Here is a 16,534-nt window from a genome sequence, read left to right as displayed (position 1 = left end):
CTCTGGCCCGCTTTCCAACCCCAGCGACTTCATGAACGGCGACCGCCCCGAGATACGCGCCGAGGACGACCTCGACATTCGCCGCAAGCGCATTCGCGTGCGCGCCTGGCGGCGCGGCATGCGCGAAATGGATATTCTGATGGGCGGCTTCGTGGATGCGCGGCTCGCAGGCCTGGACGAGCCCGCGCTCGACGAGTTGGAGACGCTGCTCGATCTCCCCGACGAGGAGCTATGGCGTTGGCTCTCCGGGGCCGAGGCGCCGCCCCCCGCGCGGGACACGGCGTTACTGCGGCAGATCATGGAATTCCACCGCCACGAGGGTCCCATTCATTGAGCGCGGCCGTCAAGACGAAAGGCGCGCAAACGCTGGACGCCGCGCGCGCGCGCCTCGCCAAAGGCGAAAAGCTCGTCTTTTCTCATGCGCCCGAGGGCTTCGACGCTTTCGTCGCCGCCGATCTCGCCCGCGCTCTGGCGCGTGAAGCCGAGGGACGTCCGGCCGTCTTCGTGCATGTCGCGCGCGACGCCGCCCGCTCCGCCCAGTTCCGCGAGGCGCTGCGCTTCGCCAATCCCGACGTCGAGATCCTGGATATTCCCGGCTGGGATTGCCAGCCTTATGACCGCGTCTCGCCGCACGCCAATATCGTCGCGCGGCGCATGACGGCGCTATCGCGCCTCGCCCGCGCCCGCTCCTCCGCCGAGCGCCCGCGCGTCGTCACCACGACCGCCGATTGCCTGCTGCAGCGCTTGCCGCCGAAAAAAATGGTGTCGGCCGAGAGCTTCTCGGCGACGCCGGGCAATGTGGTGAAGCTCGACGAATTGGCGCTTTGGCTCGAGGCGAACGGCTTCCTGCGCGCGGGCACGGTGCGCGAGACCGGCGAATACGCCCAGCGCGGCGGATTGATCGACCTGTTTCCGCCGGGGCTTCCGGCGCCGATCCGCCTCGACTTTTTCGGCGACACGCTCGAGTCGATCCGCAGTTTCGATCCGGAGACGCAGCGCGCCACGGGCCAGCTCCGCGCGCTCGACCTCACGCCCATGAGCGAGTTGCGGCTTACCTCCGACGCCATGCGCCGCTTCCGCCAGAATTACGCGGCGAAATTTGGCGGGCAGACGCGCGGCGACGCGCTTTACGAGGCGGTGAGCGAAGGCCGGCGCCATCACGGCATGGAACATTGGCTGCCGCTTTTCTATGAGCGGATGGACACGCTTTTCGACTATCTCGGCGAAGCGCCGCTGATGCTCGACGCGCTGGTCGAGGACGCGGCGAACGAGCGCATAAAGCAGATCGCCGACTATTACGACGCGCGCAAGGAAGCTTACGATCTCGACCCGGCGGGCTCGAGCTACAAGCCGCTGGAGCCCGCCGCGCTCTATCTCACGCGCGACGAATGGCGCGCCGCGCTGGAGGCGCGCGGAACCGCGCAATTCTCGCCCTTCGCCTCCGAACGCGGCGACGCCATTGATTGCGGCGCGCGGCCGGGCCGCGACTTCGCGCCCGAGCGCAACGAACCGGAGGTGAACGTCTTCCAGGCGGCCGTCGATCATGTGCAGGCGCTGCGCGGCGACGGCAAGATTGTGATCGTCGCCGGCTGGTCGGACGGCTCCTGCGAGCGTCTTGGCCATGTCCTGCAGGAGCATGGGCTCAGGGATTTCGCGCTCGTCAATTCGCTTCCCGCGGCGCTCGGCCGCGGGCAGGGCGGCGTCGCGCTCGCCGTGCTCGGCGTGGAACATGGCTTCGAGACCGACGCTTATGCGCTGGTGGGCGAGCAGGACATTCTCGGCGACCGTCTCGTGCGCCGCCGGCGAAAGCGCAAGCCGACCGAGAATCTTCTCGGCGAAGTCGCCGCGCTCACGGCGGGCGATCTCGTCGTGCATGTGGATTACGGCATCGGCCGCTTCGTCGGATTGACCACGCTCGATAGCGGCGGCGTGCGCCGCGATTACATCGAGATGCATTACGCCGAGAGTCAGAAGCTCTTCGTGCCTGTCGAGAATTTCGAGCTGCTGAGCCGCTATGGCGGCGAGGACGCCGACGCGCAGCTCGACAGGATGGGCGGCTCGAGCTGGCAGGCGCGCAAGGCGCGGATGAAGAACCGCATCCGCGAAATGGCCAAGGGCCTTATCGCCATCGCCGCGCAGCGCCAGTTGCGCGCGGCGCCCAAGCTCGTTCCTCCGGACGGCCTTTACGACGAATTTTGCGCGCGCTTTCCCTATGACGAGACCGAGGACCAGCTCGCGGCGATCGACGCGACGCTGGACGATCTCGCGGCCGGGCGGCCGATGGACCGGCTGGTCTGCGGCGACGTCGGCTTCGGCAAGACCGAGGTCGCCTTGCGCGCCGCCTTCACGGCCGCGATCAACGGCAAGCAGGTCGCCGTCGTCGCGCCGACGACGCTGCTGGCGCGCCAGCATTTCAAGACCTTCAGCGAACGCTTCGCCGGCCTGCCGATCAGGATCGGCCGTCTGTCGCGCATGGTCGGCGCGGCGGAAACGCGCGAGACCAAGAAGGGCCTCGCCGAGGGAACGGTCGACATCGTCTGCGGAACGCACGCCATTCTTGGCAAAGGCGTCAGCTTCAAAGATCTCGGCCTCGTCATCATCGACGAGGAGCAGCATTTCGGCGTCGGCCACAAAGAGCGCTTGAAGGAGCTGCGCGCCGAGGTGCATGTTCTGACGCTTTCCGCGACGCCCATTCCGCGCACCTTGCAGCTCGCCATGACGGGCGTGCGCGAGCTCTCGCTCATCACGACGCCGCCGGTCGATCGTCTCGCCGTGCGCAGCTTCATCTCGCCCTTCGATCCGCTGATCGTGCGCGAAGCTTTGCTGCGCGAACGCTATCGCGGCGGCCAAGCCTTCTTCGTCTGCCCGCGCATCGAGGACTTGGCTGAGGCCGCCGCCTTTCTGCGCGAGAATCTGCCCGAGGCGAAATTCGTCATCGCGCACGGGCAAATGCCGGCGACCGAGCTCGAGGAGAAAATGTCGGCCTTCTATGACGGCAGGTTCGACATTCTGCTCTCGACCACCATCGTCGAATCCGGCCTCGACATTCCGACGGCCAATACGCTCATCGTCTGGCGCGCCGACATGTTCGGCCTGGCGCAGCTCTATCAATTGCGCGGCCGCGTCGGACGCTCGAAGACGCGCGCCTATGCGCTTTTCACCACGCCGGCCAACCGCACGATCACGCCGCAGGCGCAAAAGCGGCTCGAAGTGCTGCAATCGCTCGACACGCTGGGCGCGGGCTTCCAGCTCGCAAGCCACGATCTCGACATTCGCGGCGCCGGCAATCTCCTCGGCGACGAGCAGTCGGGACACATCAAGGAAGTCGGCTACGAGCTCTATCAGCAGATGCTCTCCGACGCGATCACGCTTCTGAAAGCGGGCGTCGAGGAGCCGCAGGAAGAAGCCTGGTCGCCGACCATCGCCATCGGCGCGCCGGTGACGATCCCCGAGGATTACATCCCGGACCTCACGCTGCGGCTGCAGCTCTACCGGCGTCTGTCGACGCTTGAAACCGATCAGGACATCGAGGCCTTCGCGGTCGAGATGATCGACCGCTTCGGCCCCATTCCGCCCGAGGTCGAACAGCTTCTCGAAATCGTCGCGATCAAGGCCATGTGCCGCCGCGCCCATATCGAGAAGGTCGACGCCGGTCCGAAGGGCGTCATCGTCTCCTTCCGCGACAATCACTTCGCGGACCCCGCCGGACTTGTGCGCTATGTCGCGGAACAGGGGAATTCGGCCAAGGTTCGGCCCGACATGCGGATCGTCTTCGTCCGGGAATTCGATTCCATGAAGCAGCGTCTCGCCGGGACGCGCCGCATCCTGCGCGCGCTGGCCGGCATCGCCGAGAAGAAGTCGGCGTAAGCCATACTTATCAATTATTTTCGATGCGCCGCCCGAGCGGACGCAGCCTGTCGCCGCAGCATCAATTTTCTGTTGCGCGCCTGAAAAACTCGATTCCTATAATACGGCGCGGGAGCTCAGCTTCCATTTACGGCATCGTAAATAACGGAGGAGGAAACGATGGCTTTCAAGAAGTCCGCGTTCGTCGCGCTCGTCGCTATCCCGGTTGTCTGCGGTTTCGGCGCGATGGCCGAAGAAGTGAAATGGGGCGCGCCGAACGTCGCCGGCCAGCCCGGCTACAAGGAGCCGCCGAAGGTCGACGAGATCCGTGGGCCGCGTCCCGCCAAGGACGATCCCAAGAACAAGGGCAGCTATCAGGTCAAGCGCGACGAAGCCAAGTAGCGCTGGAATCCTTGCGCGCATCGTGCGGTCGCCTTTGAGCGGCCGCATTTGTTTTTATGCGCCGCCATTTGACGCGCGACAAATGGCGGGATGCCTTGAACGGATTTCTGTGACAATGTTGCGGACCGAGCGGCGGCCGCGATGCATATCGCAAGTGCAGCAAATCAATAATTTCCAGGGAGAGGAACATGAGGGCGCGCGCTATCTTCATTACGACAAGCATCGCGACGCTTGCATTGGCGTTGGTTCTCGCGCGGGCGGAGCCGGCGCCGGAAATGGACCATGGCAAGATGGGCCATGGCGCCGGCGCCATGGCCCAATGGGCGGATCCCGGCAAGACGCAGGCGCCCGCTTCCGAGCCTGCAAAGCCTGACGCGGCGCCCGCGGAGGCGCCCAAGGCCGACGCCGGCAAAGCCGATGAACATGCCGGCCATCAAGGCGGCGCCTCTTCGGGGGCCGGCATGAACCATGGCGGCGGGATGATGGGCGGCATGATGGGAGGCCCAGGCGGGGGCATGGGCGGCATGTCCCATGGAGGCGGCGGCATGGGCGGCATGATGCAGCGCATGATGTGCGGCTTCGCCGAGCATCTGGAAGGTCGCCTCGCTTATTTGAAGGCGGAGCTGAAACTCACCGAGCAGCAGCTCTCCACCTGGAGCAATTTCGCCGACGCTTGGCGCGTCGCGGCGCAGAAGGCCCAAGCCAAATGCGCATCGCTGGATGACCGCCCGGATCATTCCAAGCCGCCGGTGCTGCACAAGCTCGACATGATGGATAAGCACATGTCCGACCATCTCGACATCGTGCGCGCGCAAAAGGCCGCGATCGAGCCGCTCTTCACCGCGCTGTCCGAGGAGCAGAAAAAGATTGCGAGCGAAGCGCTGACCTCGATCATGAAGGTCGGCATGTCCATGGGCGGCGGGATGATGGGCGGCACGAGCCATGGAGGCTCCGGCGGCGGCATGCAGCACTGAAGCGCCGGTTTGAAATGGAAGGCCTCGCATCGACGATGCGGGGCCACGCCGGCCCTAAAGTCGTCACAATGGAGGCCGCTTAATCGGGTCAGCCGTCTTGCGGACGATCTTCCCGCCACGGCGCATGGACATGCCGGCGTTTGACGTCGCGTCCGATCAACCAATAGGAAAGAGATGACGAAAATCCGCGTTTTCGCCTGCTGTGCGCTTGTGATGGCCGCCGTCCCGGCTTTTGCGAAATCTGGCGCCGTCGACGCCGTGAACGCGGTGCTTGCCCGCGCGACTCCGATCGCGCGCAAGGCGGAGATCGGCCGCCAGGTCGCGCGCATGTGCAATATGTCCCTCTCCGACGATCAGCTCGCCAGGGCGTCGGCCTTCATCGAGACGCACCGCGCCAAGGGCGCCCTCTGGGTGGCCGATCAGATCAGGCAGAGCGAGCTCAGCGCGGTCTGCAACATCTGATCCGCGCCGGACCAGCTCTGCGCGAGCCTTTTCTTCGGGCGCCGAGAGGCCGCCGGTCGAATGGCTCGGCGCTTGCTTGGCGGCTCCTTGTCCCGACAGCGAGCGCGCCCATGACCGTTTCCCAACTGATCGAAAAGCTCCGGCAAATGCCGAGCGACGCCATTGTGCTGCTCGAGGCCGAGGCGGGATTCGCCCGCGTCGCCGGAGTCAATCTCGAAAAGAGCGCGGCCGCCGGTCTTCCCGACGAGGTGATCCTGTTTACCGACGCCGAGGAATAGGATCGCGCGTCACCAACTCATTCGACCGAGAATTCGCGCATCATGCCCATATCCTCATGTTCGAGGTTGTGGCAGTGATACATGAAGCGTCCCTTGAAATCGCCGAAAGGCTTGGCGATGCGGACGCGCTCGCCGGGCGCGACGAGCGCCGTGTCCTTCAGGCCGCTGTCGATCAGCCCCTCGCGGATGGTCGCGTAAGAGCCGGCGTCGTCGCCATCGTAGCTGCGGCTCAATATTTCGAATTGCTGGCCGTGGAGATGGACCGGATGGGCCATGTTCATCATGCCCGTCATCCCCATTCCACCCATGCCGCCCATTCCACCCATGGCGCCCATCCGGCCCATCGCCATGCCGCCCATCTTGCCGCCATGATCGTGGAAGATCTCGAAGAGCTGCACCGTGTCGACGGGGACGCGCTCAATATCCATGACGTCGTCCTGGCCGTAGGTTCGGCCATTGATCGCCGCCGTCATATGTCCCATGGAAAGCGCGATCGGGCGCGGCCTGTCCGGATTGGCGATCTCCTCCCTGCGATAGCGCTTCAGCGTCGAGAGCCTTTCAGGGAGCTTCGGACTGTCGCTCGTCTCGCGGGTCACGGTCACGGTAAACAGCGGATAATCGTCGCCGACGATCAGCCCGCCGCCCATGCGCCGCGCCATCGGCGGCGCGAGGCCGTCAAATTCGCCGCTGCGCATCACGAGCTTCGCGCCCGCCTTACGGCCGCTGAAATCCGCCCATAGATCGAGACGCTCGCCCGGCGCGAGCATGGCGTAGGGGCGGGTTTCCGGCCTCTCCAACAGACCGCCGTCGACGCCGATCACGACAAGCGGCGTTCCGTCGTCCCAGCGCAGCTTGTAGATGCGCGCATTGGAGCCGTTGAGAATGCGTAGCCGATAGGCGCGGCTCGCGACCTCCAACCGATAATCCGGCCGTCCGTTGACGAGAATGCGGTCGCCATGGAAGCCGAACATGTCGCGATGCATCCCGCCCCAATAAGCGAGCTGGTTGTTGTCGTCGAAGGAGCGGTCCTGCAGCACGAGCGGGATCTCGTATTCGCCCGAGGGCAGGCCCAGCGCGCGCTCCTCCTCATCCGCCACGACGATGGCGCCGGCGAGGCCGTGATAGACCTGCGCCGCCGTGGCTTCGTGCGTATGCGGATGGTAGAAATTGAAGCCCGCGCGATTGCGCATCTCGAATTCGTAGACATAGGTCTCGCCGGGATCGATCGCGGCCATGGGATGCCCGTCGGCGTCCATGGGCGTATGCAGGCCGTGCCAATGGGTGATCGTCCGCTCGGGCAGTTCGTTGCGCAGGCGGATGCGGATCTTCTGGCCCTTCTCGAAGCGCATCAGAGGGCCGAGATAGCTGCCGGGAAGTGCGGCGAGCGTATTGGCCGGGCCTTTGATCAGATTGCCGGCGTAGCGCCAGACCTGGGTGGGCGCGCCGTCGAGAATGGCGACCGAATCGCGCTTGCAGACAAGGTCGATGTCGACGTCGGGGTTGAAGCGATCGGACGCCGGTCGCGGCGTCGCGCCCGACATGCCGGCACCCGGCATGAAAGACGGGACGGCGAGCGCCGCCGTAGAGATCAGCAAGCCGCGCCGCGTGAAACCAGATCCGCGCATTGAATCTCCCTTCGCGCGGCTCCCGCGCTATTCATTAGTTTAGCCTCATATAAGCGCTCGGCCGGCGAAAAAGCGCTGCGGCATAAGGCGGCATTGCGGCGGCCATGGCGCTTTGCCCCAAAAAACGCGAGAAGGTTTGCGAAGGGGGCGCCGCTTGTGGCATTTTCCCCATGATTTCACCCCTGTGCTTGGCGCGCAGGTCGCCCCGGCTCGCGGACGGGTTCCTCCATCGAGATGAACGAAACGGTCAGACAAAAGCCGCGTGGCGCGACGCTCGCCGCTGTCGCCATGGACCGGCTGTTCGAGCCGCGCCCGGGGGGCGGCGCGCCGCGTCCGCGCTTCCTGGCCTTCGTTTTGCTCGGCCTGCTGCTGCACCTCGCGCTGCTGGCCTTCCTGCTGTGGGAGGACAAGCGCAACGCCTATGCGCCGCCCCCGGCGGAGGAAATCCCCGTCGAGGTGGTCACCGAGCCTCCGCCCCAGCCGCCGCCGGAGGAGAAGAAGGAGGAGCCGCCGCCGGAGCCGCCGCCGCCGGAAAAGCAGGAGCAGCAGAAGCCCCCGCCGCCTCCGCCCCCGCCGGTGGAGGATGAGAAGCCTGCTTTCGACGCGCCCAAGGCCGAGAGCAAGACCAAGAGCGACGTCAATGCGCCGGAGGAGGCCGATCAGTCCAAGACCAAGCGCAATGAGCCGGAGAAATTCGCGCCCAAGGACGAAAAGCCGCAGGGGCTGAAGGACGCGCAGGACGACGCCGACGGCGACAAGCCGCCGGAGGCCGCCGAGCAGAAGGAGGTCGAGGACAAGCCCGACGCCGAGATCATCGAGCGCGCCGAAAAAGTTCCCACGCCGACCGACAAGCCCGAGACGAAGGATGCGAAGCCCGCGAAGAAGGGCGACGCCATGTCGATTGCCGATCAGGTGGCGGCGCTCGCGCCCTTGCCGGACTTCAAGCTCGCGGCCCCGCCCAAGCCGTCGCCGGTCGGCGGCGGCCAGGCGAAGACGACCTATCTCACCATCCTCTACGGCCTCATCATGCCGCATATGCGAATCCCGTCGCGCGTGCGCGAGATGCAGATGTCGTCGAAAGGAGTCGTGGCCTTCTATATCGACGAGATGGGCAATCTCACGCATCAGGCGGTCTACAAGACAAGCGGCCTCGCGGATCTCGACGCCGCCGCCCTCGCCGCCGTGCGCGCCGCGGCGCCCTTCCCCCCGCCGCCGCGCGGGCTGCCGCATTCGATGCTGTTTACCTATGCGACGAAGTAGGCCAGCCGCCATTGCGAGGAGCGAAGCGACGCGGCAATCCAGAGCCGCGCTGGATTGCTTCGCTTCGTTCGCAGTGACGGCGTTCGTCAAACCAACGCGATCGCCGACACGAGCCGCCCATAATCCGGCTCCCGCCGGTGCACGCTGCGGCGATAGCTGAAGCAGCGGGCCTCGTCGGCGTAAGTGTCGACGCCCAGCGCTTCGAAGGAGGCGATTTCGAGCCGCGCGACGCGCAGGGCGATGAAGCCCTGAAGGTCGAACATGGAATGTCCCTCGCGCGGCGAAGGCGCGAAGAAGCGCGCGTAATCGGCGTCTTCCGCCAAGAAGCGCGCGGAAAACTCCGGCCCCACCTCGTAGCTGTCCGGACCGATCGCCGGCCCCAGCGCGACGTGAATGTCCGCGCTGCGCGCCCCTTGCGCCTCCATGGCGGCGACGGTCGCCTCGATCATGCCGGCGAAGGCGCCCTTCCAGCCGGCATGGCAGGCGCCCACGACGCCCGCTCGCGCGTCGGCGAAAAGCAGCATGCCGCAATCGGCGCCGGTGACGCCGAGCGCGAGCGAGGCCTCGCGCGTGACCAGACCGTCGCAGCGCGGCCGGGCCTCCGGCTCCCATGGCGCGCGCACCGTGAGCGCCTCGGACGAATGGATCTGGAACGGCACGAGCAGGCGCTCGGGGGCCACGCCGACCCGCGCGGCCATGCGGGCGCGGTTCTCGGCCACGCGCGCAGGCTCGTCTCTCGAGCCGACGCCGCCATTGAGCGAGCCATAGACGCCCTCCGACACGCCGCCCTCGCGGGTGAAGAAGGCGTGGCGCACGCCGGGAAGATCGAGGTTGCGCGCGGCGAGAGCAGGGGGGATGGTCATACCGGTCCTGACGAAGCGTCTGTTTCCCTCTCCCCGCACGCGGGGAGAGGGCCAGGGTGAGGGGCAAGGCCCCGTTATGGCCCCTTGCCCCTCACCCCAGCCCTCTCCCCGTAAACGGGGAGAGGGAGCTTACCCGATAAAACCCGGCATGTCGGGCATGTCGGGATGCGTCACCGCCATTACCTTGAACAAGGCGCCCATGTGACGGCGCGGGTCCTGCGTGCCGGTAAGGCGGTCGAAAGCGTCGACAATGGCTTGCCGCTGCTCCGGCGTCGCGCGCTTCATCAGCGATTGCGCGCGCCGCTCCATGCCGAGCTGCAGCAGGAAATGCGCCTGCGTCACCGGCCCCATCACCTTGGCGCCCGCCGCCCTGGCGGCGCGGGCGAGGGCGGCGAAATCGACATGGGCGGTAAGATCGGCCTCGCCCGGAGCGGCGAGCGGATCGACATAGGCATGTTTCGAAACCGCCTGCAGACTGTCGCCGAGCGAGGTCTCCATATAGCCGTAGTCGATGAGGAGCAGCGCGCCGCCTTCGCGCACGAGGCGCCCGGCGATCTCGCCCATGATGCGTTGCGCGATCGCGCTCAGCTCGATGATCGAGCCTTCCCGCGCGGGGACGTTCAGCGAGGATTCGATCTTTTCCGAAAGGCCGAAGATGAGTTCGCCCGAAGCGTCGAGGCCCACGAGCCGCTCGCGCCATCCGGCCGCGGTCCTCACAAAATGACGCACCGGCAGCGCGTCGAAGAATTCGTTGGCGAGAATGAAGGCGGGGCCGGGCGGCGTGTCCCCGACATCGGCGCTCCAGCTCACCGGCTTGTCCGCATTGGCGAGCGTCCGCTGCTGCGCGGCGCGCAGCGTGGGGCTTGTCTCGACGAGATGCACGGTCACAGCCTCGAGAAAGGCCGGCGAGATGCGCGAGACGCGCAGAACGTCGGACATCAGCGTGCCGCGTCCGGGGCCGAGCTCGATGAGCCGCGCGGGAGAAGGCGCGCCGGACATGCGCCAGGCTTCGCTCGCCCAGACGCCGATGAGCTCGCCGAACATCTGGCTGATCTCCGGCGCGGTGACGAAATCGCCGGCCGCGCCGAAGGGGTCGCGCGTCATGTAGTAGCCGTGGCGCGGATGGCCGAGGCAAAGGCCCATATAGCGCTCGAGCGTCATCGGTCCCTCATGGGCGACGGTCGCGGCGATTTCCTGTTTCAGCGCATTCATGCGGGCGCGCTCCGGCGGCGCAGGGAGAGGAGGAGAAGCGCTCCGCCGACAAGGATGAGCGGCAGGGAAAGCGCCATGCCCATTGTGAGGCCGCCCGGCAGCGCTTCCTGCACCGGGTCCGGTTCGCGAAAGAATTCGCAGAAGATGCGCGCCAGCCCGTAGCCGACGCCGAAGAGCCCCGTGACGAGGCCGGGCCGCTTCAGGGCGCCGCCCCTAACGGCGAGGCCGAGAAGAACGAAAAGCGCCACGCCTTCGAGCCCTGCTTCATAGAGCTGGCTTGGATGGCGCGGCGCATCCCCGGCCGGCGGAAAGATCATGGCCCAGGGAACGTCGGTCGGGCGGCCCCACATCTCGGGCTTGATGAAATTGGCGAGCCGCCCGAAGAAAAGGCCGATGGGCGCGACGGCGGCGCAAAGATCCGTGACGGTCAGAAAGGGGAGGGCGCGGGCGTGGGCGAAGAGCGCCATGCCGGCGACCGCGCCGACCAGCCCGCCGTGAAAGGCCATTCCGCCTTTCCAGGTCTGAAGGATTTCAAGCGGGTGCGCGAGGTAGAAGCCGGGATCGTAGATCAGCACATGGCCGAGCCGCCCGCCGATGATCACGCCGAGCGCGACATTGACGAGAAGATCGTCGACGGCCTCTCGCGCCGGCCGCGCTTGCCCCTCCGCCCATAGGGCGTCCGCGCCCACCAGCAGGCGCAGGCCGATCCAGCCGAAAATGAAGCCGCCAATATAGGACAGCGCATACCAGCGGATCGGCAGGGGGCCGAGATTGACGGCGACCGGATCGATGACGGGGAAGGGAAGCAGGAAGAAAGGCATCAAATGGGTCCGGTAGGCGTGGTCCAGAACCCCGCCTTGGCGATCTTTTAACCGCGCCGCCGGGGGAAGTCATGATTTCTTTGGCGGCGCATGCGCGGCCGGCGCGGCCGCATACCTCAAATGGATGAGGCGGCGGCGGAACGCGCCGCCTATCGTAGGTACGAAGATATGACAGCGGCGCGATCCGGGGGCGTCTTGCGGGCTGTGAGAGTAATTCGTGAAATAATTCAAGTATATTATTGTCAAGTTCCGGCTTGTATGGCATTTCTTGCGCCAAGAAAAACGGCTAATAGCTTCAATTAATGAGATCAATTAGTGTTTCATGCTTGTCAATTGTGGTTATCCTGCATTAGATTTCCTTCGCTTGTTCTCGCGGACACTACGATTCTTGGTTTTGTACAAGGGAGAATATGAATGAAAGCGCTCCGGTTGGCGTCTGCGCTCATCGCGCTTTGCGCAGCGTTCTTGATCAATCCCGCCTGGGCCGCTCCGGCCCAGGTCTCGGGCTATTATGTCGTCACCATCAACGGCTTTTTGAGACTGCCGATCTCGCAAGGGGGGCAAGTCAACTGCACCGGCTCTCTGTTTGTCGTTCCGAATACGGCGGGGAATCCCGCCATTACGGCTCTCGGCGCCGCCGTATTGGCGAATAGCGCCACGTCGAACGCGTCCGCGAAAGCCGCTATCGACCCGAACAACCAAAATTTCACCTGCCCGATCACGGTTCCCTATTTCTTCAACTCTTTCGATTCGGCGACGCAGTCGCTCTATCTCGTGTACACGGTCAAGCTGAACGATCCGGGCTCTTTCAACTTCCAGGTCAATCCGCCTCAGGTCATTCCCGGCACGGGCGTGCGCTCGACGCGCCAGACCACGATCATCACGCCGTCGCCCAGCGGCACGGGCGTCGTCCAGAATCTCGGGCCGTACATCGTCTTCCTGTAAGGCGCAGAAGAACGTCGCGCGAGGACAGGCATTCGCAAAGCAAAAGGCCCGCGGCTCTCCCGAGCCGCGGGCCTTTTGTCCTTTCCGCTCCCGCGCCTGGATCGCGCGTCACGCCGCCTTCTTCCGCGGCGCGAAGCGCCCGTAAAAAGTCTCGCTTTTCGCCGCCATGTCACGCAGAAGCTGCGGCGGCTCGAAGCGCGGACCATGTTTGGCGGCGAGCGCGTCGCAGAGCGCGACGAAAGCCTTCGTTCCCATGCCGTCTATGTAGGAGAGCGTGCCGCCGGTGAAGGGCGCGAAGCCGAAGCCGAGGATCGAGCCGACATCCGCCTCGCGGGGATCGGTGATGACGCCTTCAGCCAGGGTGCGCGCGGCTTCGACCGCCTGGATCACGAGAAGCCGCTGCTTCAGCTCCGTCACGTCCAGCGCGTCGGGGTCAAGCTTGGCTTCCGCAAGCGCCGAAAGGCCGGGCCAGAGGCTCTTCCCGCCGTTGGGCTGATAATCATAAAAGCCCTTGCCGTTCTTGCGGCCGAAGCGCCCTTCCTTCTCGACCATATATTCGAGCACGCGCTCCTGGCGCGGATCGATCGCCGCCGCGCCGAGATCCTTCTTCGTCGCCTGCAGGATTTTCCAGCCGAGATCGAGCGCGACTTCGTCATTGAGCGAAAGCGGGCCGACCGGCATGCCGGCCATTCTGGCGACATTCTCGATCATTGCGGGCGGCACGCCTTCGGTCAGCATGATCTGCCCCTCGCGCACGAAATTCAGCACGCAGCGATTGGCGTAGAAGCCGCGCGCGTCGTTCACCACGATCGGCGTCTTCTTGATGACGCGGATGAAGTCGAGCGCCGCGGCGAGCGCGCGGTCGCCTGTCTTTACGCCCATGATCACTTCGACAAGCAGCATTTTCTCGACGGGCGAGAAGAAGTGAATGCCGATGAAATTCTCGGGAGCCTTCGACGTCTCGGCGAGCGAGGCGATCGGCAGGGTCGAGGTGTTGGAGGCGAAGATCACGTCGCCGCCCACAATATCCTGCGCGCGCCTCGTGACCTCAGCCTTCACGGCGCGATCCTCGAACACGGCTTCGAGCACGATATCGCAGCCCGCAAGCGCGGCGTAATCGGCGGTGGCGTCGACGCGCGCCATGAGCGCGCCCTTCTCCGCCGGCGTCGCGCGGCCTTTGGCGACCGAACCGGAAATGAGCTTCTCGATCGTGGCCTTGCCCTTGTCGGCGCTCTCCTGGTCGCGGTCGATCAGCACGACCTCGAGGCCGTTCAGCGCCGACACATAGCCGACGCCCGCGCCCATGAAGCCGGCGCCGAGAACGCCAATCTTCTTCAGCGCCGTCGGCGGAACGTCGGCGGGGCGGTGCGCGCCCTTCTCCAATTCGCCCTTGGAGAGGAAGAGCGAGCGGATCATGGCCGCGGCCTCCTTCGAGCGCAGGATAAAGGCGAACCAGCGCGCCTCGACGGCGAGCGCTTGCTCCATCGGCAATTGCAGGCCTTCATAGACGGCGTGCAGGATGGCCTTCGCCGCCGGGTAATTGTCATAGGTCTCGCGGCGATAAATCGCGTTGGCGGCGGGCCAGACCATCATGCCGGCGGGCGAGAACACCTTGCCGGAGGGATTCTTGAAATCCTTCGCGTCCCACGGCGCCTGCGCCTTTCCGCCATTCACGATCCAGGCGCGGGCGCGCGCGACGATTTCTTCGCGCGGCGCGACTTCATGCACGAGCTTCGCGCCGAGCGCGGCTTTCGGCTTCACCTGGTCGCCGCGGAACAGGAATTGAAGGGCGTCGCCCGTCTGCATGATGCGCGCGACGCGCTGCGTCCCGCCGGCTCCGGGGAAGAGGCCGACCTTGATCTCCGGCAGGCCGACTTTCGTCTTGTCGTCATCCGCCATCACGCGATAATGGCAGGCGAGCGCGAGCTCGAAGGCGCCGCCGAGGCACACGCCGTTGAGGGCGATGGCGAAAGGCTTGCCGCAGGTCTCGAGCTTTCGATAGAGAAGCGAGAGCTTGCGCGAATTCTCGAAGAAGAGCCGGTTGGCCGCCTCCTCGCCCTTTTCCTTCAGCGCCTTGGCGTATTCCGCCGCGCCCTGCTGCAGCATGGCGAGATCCGCGCCGCCGGAGAAGGCGCTTTTGCCCGAAGCAATGACGCAGCCCTTGATGTTGGCGTCGGCGACGACCGTGTCGACAATCTGCTCCAACTCGCTCATCACGTCGGGCGTGATGACGTTCATGGAGCGTTCGGGCATGTCCCAGGTCGCAAGCGCGACGCCGTCGGCGCCGGTCTCTAAGCGGAAGTTGACGAGGTTCATTGTCTTGTCCTCAATTCGATCTGTCGTCCGTCATTGCGAGGAGCGTAAGCGACGAAGCAATCCAGAGTCGCGACGCCGCCTCTGGATTGCTTCGCTTCGCTCGCAATGACGGCTGTGCATGTTCGTTTCACGCCCGCTCGATAATCGTCGCCGTGCCCATGCCCGCGCCGATGCAGAGCGTCACGAGCGCGGTCGATTTGCCCGAACGCTCCAATTCGTCCACCGCCGCGCCGACGAGCATCGCGCCCGTCGCGCCGAGCGGATGGCCCATGGCGATGGCGCCGCCATTGACGTTCACCGTCGCCGGGTCGAGATCGAACGCCTGCAGATAGCGCAGCACCACCGCCGCGAAGGCCTCGTTCACCTCGAAGAGGTCGATGTCCGCAAGCGTCATGCCCGCGCGCGCCAGAACTTTCTTCGTCACATCGACCGGACCGGTCAGCATGATCGCGGGCTCGGAGCCGATATTCGCGAAGGCGCGGATGCGCGCCCGAGGCTTGATCCCGAGCCGCTCGCCCGCCTCCTTCGAGCCCACGAGCACGGCCGCCGCGCCGTCGACGATGCCCGACGAATTGCCGGCGTGATGCACGTAATTCAGCTTCTCGATCTCGGGATAGGCCTGGATCGCCACCGCGTCGAAGCCGCCCTGCTCGGCATAGAAGGCGAAGGAAGGCTTGAGGCTCGCCAGCGACTGCATATTGGTGTCGGGCCGCATATGCTCGTCGCGGTCGAGAATCGTGATTCCGTTCACATCCTTCACCGGCGCGATCGATTTCGCGAATCGGCCTTCCTCCCAGGCCTTCGCCGCGCGCTTCTGCGATTCGACGGCGTAGGCGTCCACGTCGTCGCGCGAGAATCCGTATTTCGTCGCGATCAAATCGGCCGAGACGCCCTGCGGCATGAAGTAGGAAGGAATGGCGATGGTCGGATCGACCGGCCAGGCGCCGCCCGAGGCGCCGATGCCGACGCGGCTCATGCTCTCGACGCCGCCGCCGATCGCGAGCTCATGCTGGCCCGACATGATCTGGGCGGACGCGAAATTCACCGAGTCGAGACCCGAGGCGCAGAAGCGGTTGATCTGCACGCCTGGCACTTTGTACGAATATCCCGACGCGATCGCCGCCGCGCGCGCAATGTCGCCGCCCGCCTCGCCGACCGGATCGACGCAGCCGAGAATCACGTCGTCAATCTCGGGGCCGGCAAGATGGTTGCGTTCCTTGATCGCCGTCAGCGCGGTATTGGCGAGGCCGAGCGAGGAGACTTCATGCAGCGAGCCGTCCGGCTTGCCGCGCCCGCGCGGCGTGCGGACGGCGTCGTAGATGTATGCGTCGGGCATGAGGTTTCCTCTCAGTTTGTTCTTGCGTCAGCGGCGCAATTTTGCGGGGGCCGCGCCGCATTCGTCATGGGCGTCCGCGGCCTTGCCCCTCACCCAACCTCTCCCCGCAGGCGGGGAGAGGAGCGGATCCGGGGCTTCATCGGCAAAGCCGATTGCGAGCGCGCGCCCCCTCTCCCCGCGCGGCGGGGAGAGGG

14 protein-coding genes are annotated in these 16,534 nt (G+C 65.7%); 8 read left to right on the top strand and 6 right to left on the bottom strand.

The window, feature by feature from the left end:
- The first annotated feature begins 31 nt into the window (after nucleotides 1–31).
- The 6 genes from ACV7JP_RS03080 to ACV7JP_RS03055 all read left to right on the top strand — a co-directional run bounded on the left by ACV7JP_RS03080 (nucleotide 32) and on the right by ACV7JP_RS03055 (nucleotide 5,962).
- Nucleotides 32–334: an FAD assembly factor SdhE gene (locus ACV7JP_RS03080; protein WP_457797794.1), complete on the top strand. Its 303-nt coding sequence runs from the start codon at nucleotides 32–34 to the stop codon at nucleotides 332–334.
- Nucleotides 331–3,867 carry a transcription-repair coupling factor gene (gene mfd, locus ACV7JP_RS03075; protein ID WP_457797793.1) on the top strand — a complete coding sequence of 1,179 codons (3,537 nt, stop codon included), beginning with the start codon at nucleotides 331–333 and terminating at the stop codon, nucleotides 3,865–3,867. The genes ACV7JP_RS03080 and mfd overlap by 4 nt, the downstream gene beginning before the upstream one ends.
- A 159-nt stretch (nucleotides 3,868–4,026) precedes the next feature.
- Nucleotides 4,027–4,248, top strand: a complete 222-nt coding sequence (locus ACV7JP_RS03070) for a hypothetical protein (RefSeq protein ID WP_457797792.1) — start codon at nucleotides 4,027–4,029, stop codon at nucleotides 4,246–4,248.
- A 188-nt stretch (nucleotides 4,249–4,436) separates the two neighbouring features.
- Nucleotides 4,437–5,222, top strand: a complete 786-nt coding sequence (locus ACV7JP_RS03065) for a Spy/CpxP family protein refolding chaperone (RefSeq protein WP_457797791.1) — start codon at nucleotides 4,437–4,439, stop codon at nucleotides 5,220–5,222.
- A gap of 174 nt (nucleotides 5,223–5,396) precedes the next feature.
- A complete protein-coding gene (locus tag ACV7JP_RS03060; protein WP_457797790.1) occupies nucleotides 5,397–5,684 on the top strand; it encodes a hypothetical protein in 288 nt (95 codons plus the stop codon).
- Between the two features lie 110 nt (nucleotides 5,685–5,794).
- Nucleotides 5,795–5,962 carry a hypothetical protein gene (locus tag ACV7JP_RS03055; RefSeq protein ID WP_457797789.1) on the top strand — a complete coding sequence of 56 codons (168 nt, stop codon included), beginning with the start codon at nucleotides 5,795–5,797 and terminating at the stop codon, nucleotides 5,960–5,962.
- Between the two features lie 17 nt (nucleotides 5,963–5,979).
- Here ACV7JP_RS03055 and ACV7JP_RS03050 read toward each other — a convergent pair whose 3' ends face one another.
- Nucleotides 5,980–7,587, bottom strand: coding sequence for a multicopper oxidase family protein (locus tag ACV7JP_RS03050; RefSeq protein ID WP_457797788.1), 1,608 nt, complete (start codon nucleotides 7,585–7,587; stop codon nucleotides 5,980–5,982).
- A 234-nt stretch (nucleotides 7,588–7,821) separates the two neighbouring features.
- Between ACV7JP_RS03050 and ACV7JP_RS03045 the strand changes: the two genes are divergently transcribed.
- Complete coding sequence (locus ACV7JP_RS03045; RefSeq protein WP_457797787.1) at nucleotides 7,822–8,847, top strand: TonB family protein; 1,026 nt, start codon at nucleotides 7,822–7,824, stop codon at nucleotides 8,845–8,847.
- Between the two features lie 86 nt (nucleotides 8,848–8,933).
- On the opposite strand, the gene ACV7JP_RS03040 is transcribed toward ACV7JP_RS03045, so the two are convergent.
- The 3 genes from ACV7JP_RS03040 to lgt form a co-directional block, all read right to left on the bottom strand.
- The gene (locus ACV7JP_RS03040; protein WP_457797786.1) at nucleotides 8,934–9,710 is read right to left on the bottom strand and encodes a polyphenol oxidase family protein; all 777 of its coding nucleotides are present in this window, start codon (nucleotides 9,708–9,710) and stop codon (nucleotides 8,934–8,936) included.
- Between the two features lie 129 nt (nucleotides 9,711–9,839).
- The gene (locus ACV7JP_RS03035) at nucleotides 9,840–10,922 is read right to left on the bottom strand and encodes a class I SAM-dependent methyltransferase (protein WP_457797785.1); all 1,083 of its coding nucleotides are present in this window, start codon (nucleotides 10,920–10,922) and stop codon (nucleotides 9,840–9,842) included.
- Complete coding sequence (gene lgt / locus ACV7JP_RS03030) at nucleotides 10,919–11,743, bottom strand: prolipoprotein diacylglyceryl transferase (protein WP_457797784.1); 825 nt, start codon at nucleotides 11,741–11,743, stop codon at nucleotides 10,919–10,921. The genes ACV7JP_RS03035 and lgt overlap by 4 nt, the downstream gene beginning before the upstream one ends.
- 414 nt (nucleotides 11,744–12,157) lie before the next feature.
- On the opposite strand from lgt, the gene ACV7JP_RS03025 reads away from it, so the two are divergent.
- The gene (locus ACV7JP_RS03025; RefSeq protein ID WP_457797783.1) at nucleotides 12,158–12,688 is read left to right on the top strand and encodes a hypothetical protein; all 531 of its coding nucleotides are present in this window, start codon (nucleotides 12,158–12,160) and stop codon (nucleotides 12,686–12,688) included.
- A gap of 108 nt (nucleotides 12,689–12,796) precedes the next feature.
- Here ACV7JP_RS03025 and ACV7JP_RS03020 read toward each other — a convergent pair whose 3' ends face one another.
- Complete coding sequence (locus tag ACV7JP_RS03020) at nucleotides 12,797–15,004, bottom strand: 3-hydroxyacyl-CoA dehydrogenase NAD-binding domain-containing protein (RefSeq protein ID WP_457797782.1); 2,208 nt, start codon at nucleotides 15,002–15,004, stop codon at nucleotides 12,797–12,799.
- A gap of 127 nt (nucleotides 15,005–15,131) precedes the next feature.
- Nucleotides 15,132–16,340: an acetyl-CoA C-acetyltransferase gene (locus ACV7JP_RS03015; protein ID WP_457797781.1), complete on the bottom strand. Its 1,209-nt coding sequence runs from the start codon at nucleotides 16,338–16,340 to the stop codon at nucleotides 15,132–15,134.
- Between the last annotated feature and the right edge of the window lie 194 nt (nucleotides 16,341–16,534).

This window comes from Methylocystis sp. S23, from assembly GCF_054106005.1.
This window is presented reverse-complemented; position numbering and strand designations above follow the sequence as displayed.

Bases quoted from the DNA above. Each gene is read 5' to 3' on its own strand.
- ACV7JP_RS03080 (WP_457797794.1), top strand. From the start codon at position 32: ATGAACGGCGACCGCCCCGAGATACGCGCCGAGGACGACCTCGACATT.
- ACV7JP_RS03070 (WP_457797792.1), top strand. From the start codon at position 4,027: ATGGCTTTCAAGAAGTCCGCGTTCGTCGCGCTCGTCGCTATCCCGGTT.
- ACV7JP_RS03065 (WP_457797791.1), top strand. From the start codon at position 4,437: ATGAGGGCGCGCGCTATCTTCATTACGACAAGCATCGCGACGCTTGCA.
- ACV7JP_RS03060 (WP_457797790.1), top strand. From the start codon at position 5,397: ATGACGAAAATCCGCGTTTTCGCCTGCTGTGCGCTTGTGATGGCCGCC.
- ACV7JP_RS03055 (WP_457797789.1), top strand. From the start codon at position 5,795: ATGACCGTTTCCCAACTGATCGAAAAGCTCCGGCAAATGCCGAGCGAC.
- ACV7JP_RS03050 (WP_457797788.1), bottom strand. From the start codon at position 7,587: ATGCGCGGATCTGGTTTCACGCGGCGCGGCTTGCTGATCTCTACGGCG.
- ACV7JP_RS03045 (WP_457797787.1), top strand. From the start codon at position 7,822: ATGAACGAAACGGTCAGACAAAAGCCGCGTGGCGCGACGCTCGCCGCT.
- ACV7JP_RS03040 (WP_457797786.1), bottom strand. From the start codon at position 9,710: ATGACCATCCCCCCTGCTCTCGCCGCGCGCAACCTCGATCTTCCCGGC.
- ACV7JP_RS03035 (WP_457797785.1), bottom strand. From the start codon at position 10,922: ATGAATGCGCTGAAACAGGAAATCGCCGCGACCGTCGCCCATGAGGGA.
- lgt (WP_457797784.1), bottom strand. From the start codon at position 11,743: ATGCCTTTCTTCCTGCTTCCCTTCCCCGTCATCGATCCGGTCGCCGTC.
- ACV7JP_RS03025 (WP_457797783.1), top strand. From the start codon at position 12,158: ATGAAAGCGCTCCGGTTGGCGTCTGCGCTCATCGCGCTTTGCGCAGCG.
- ACV7JP_RS03020 (WP_457797782.1), bottom strand. From the start codon at position 15,004: ATGAACCTCGTCAACTTCCGCTTAGAGACCGGCGCCGACGGCGTCGCG.
- ACV7JP_RS03015 (WP_457797781.1), bottom strand. From the start codon at position 16,340: ATGCCCGACGCATACATCTACGACGCCGTCCGCACGCCGCGCGGGCGC.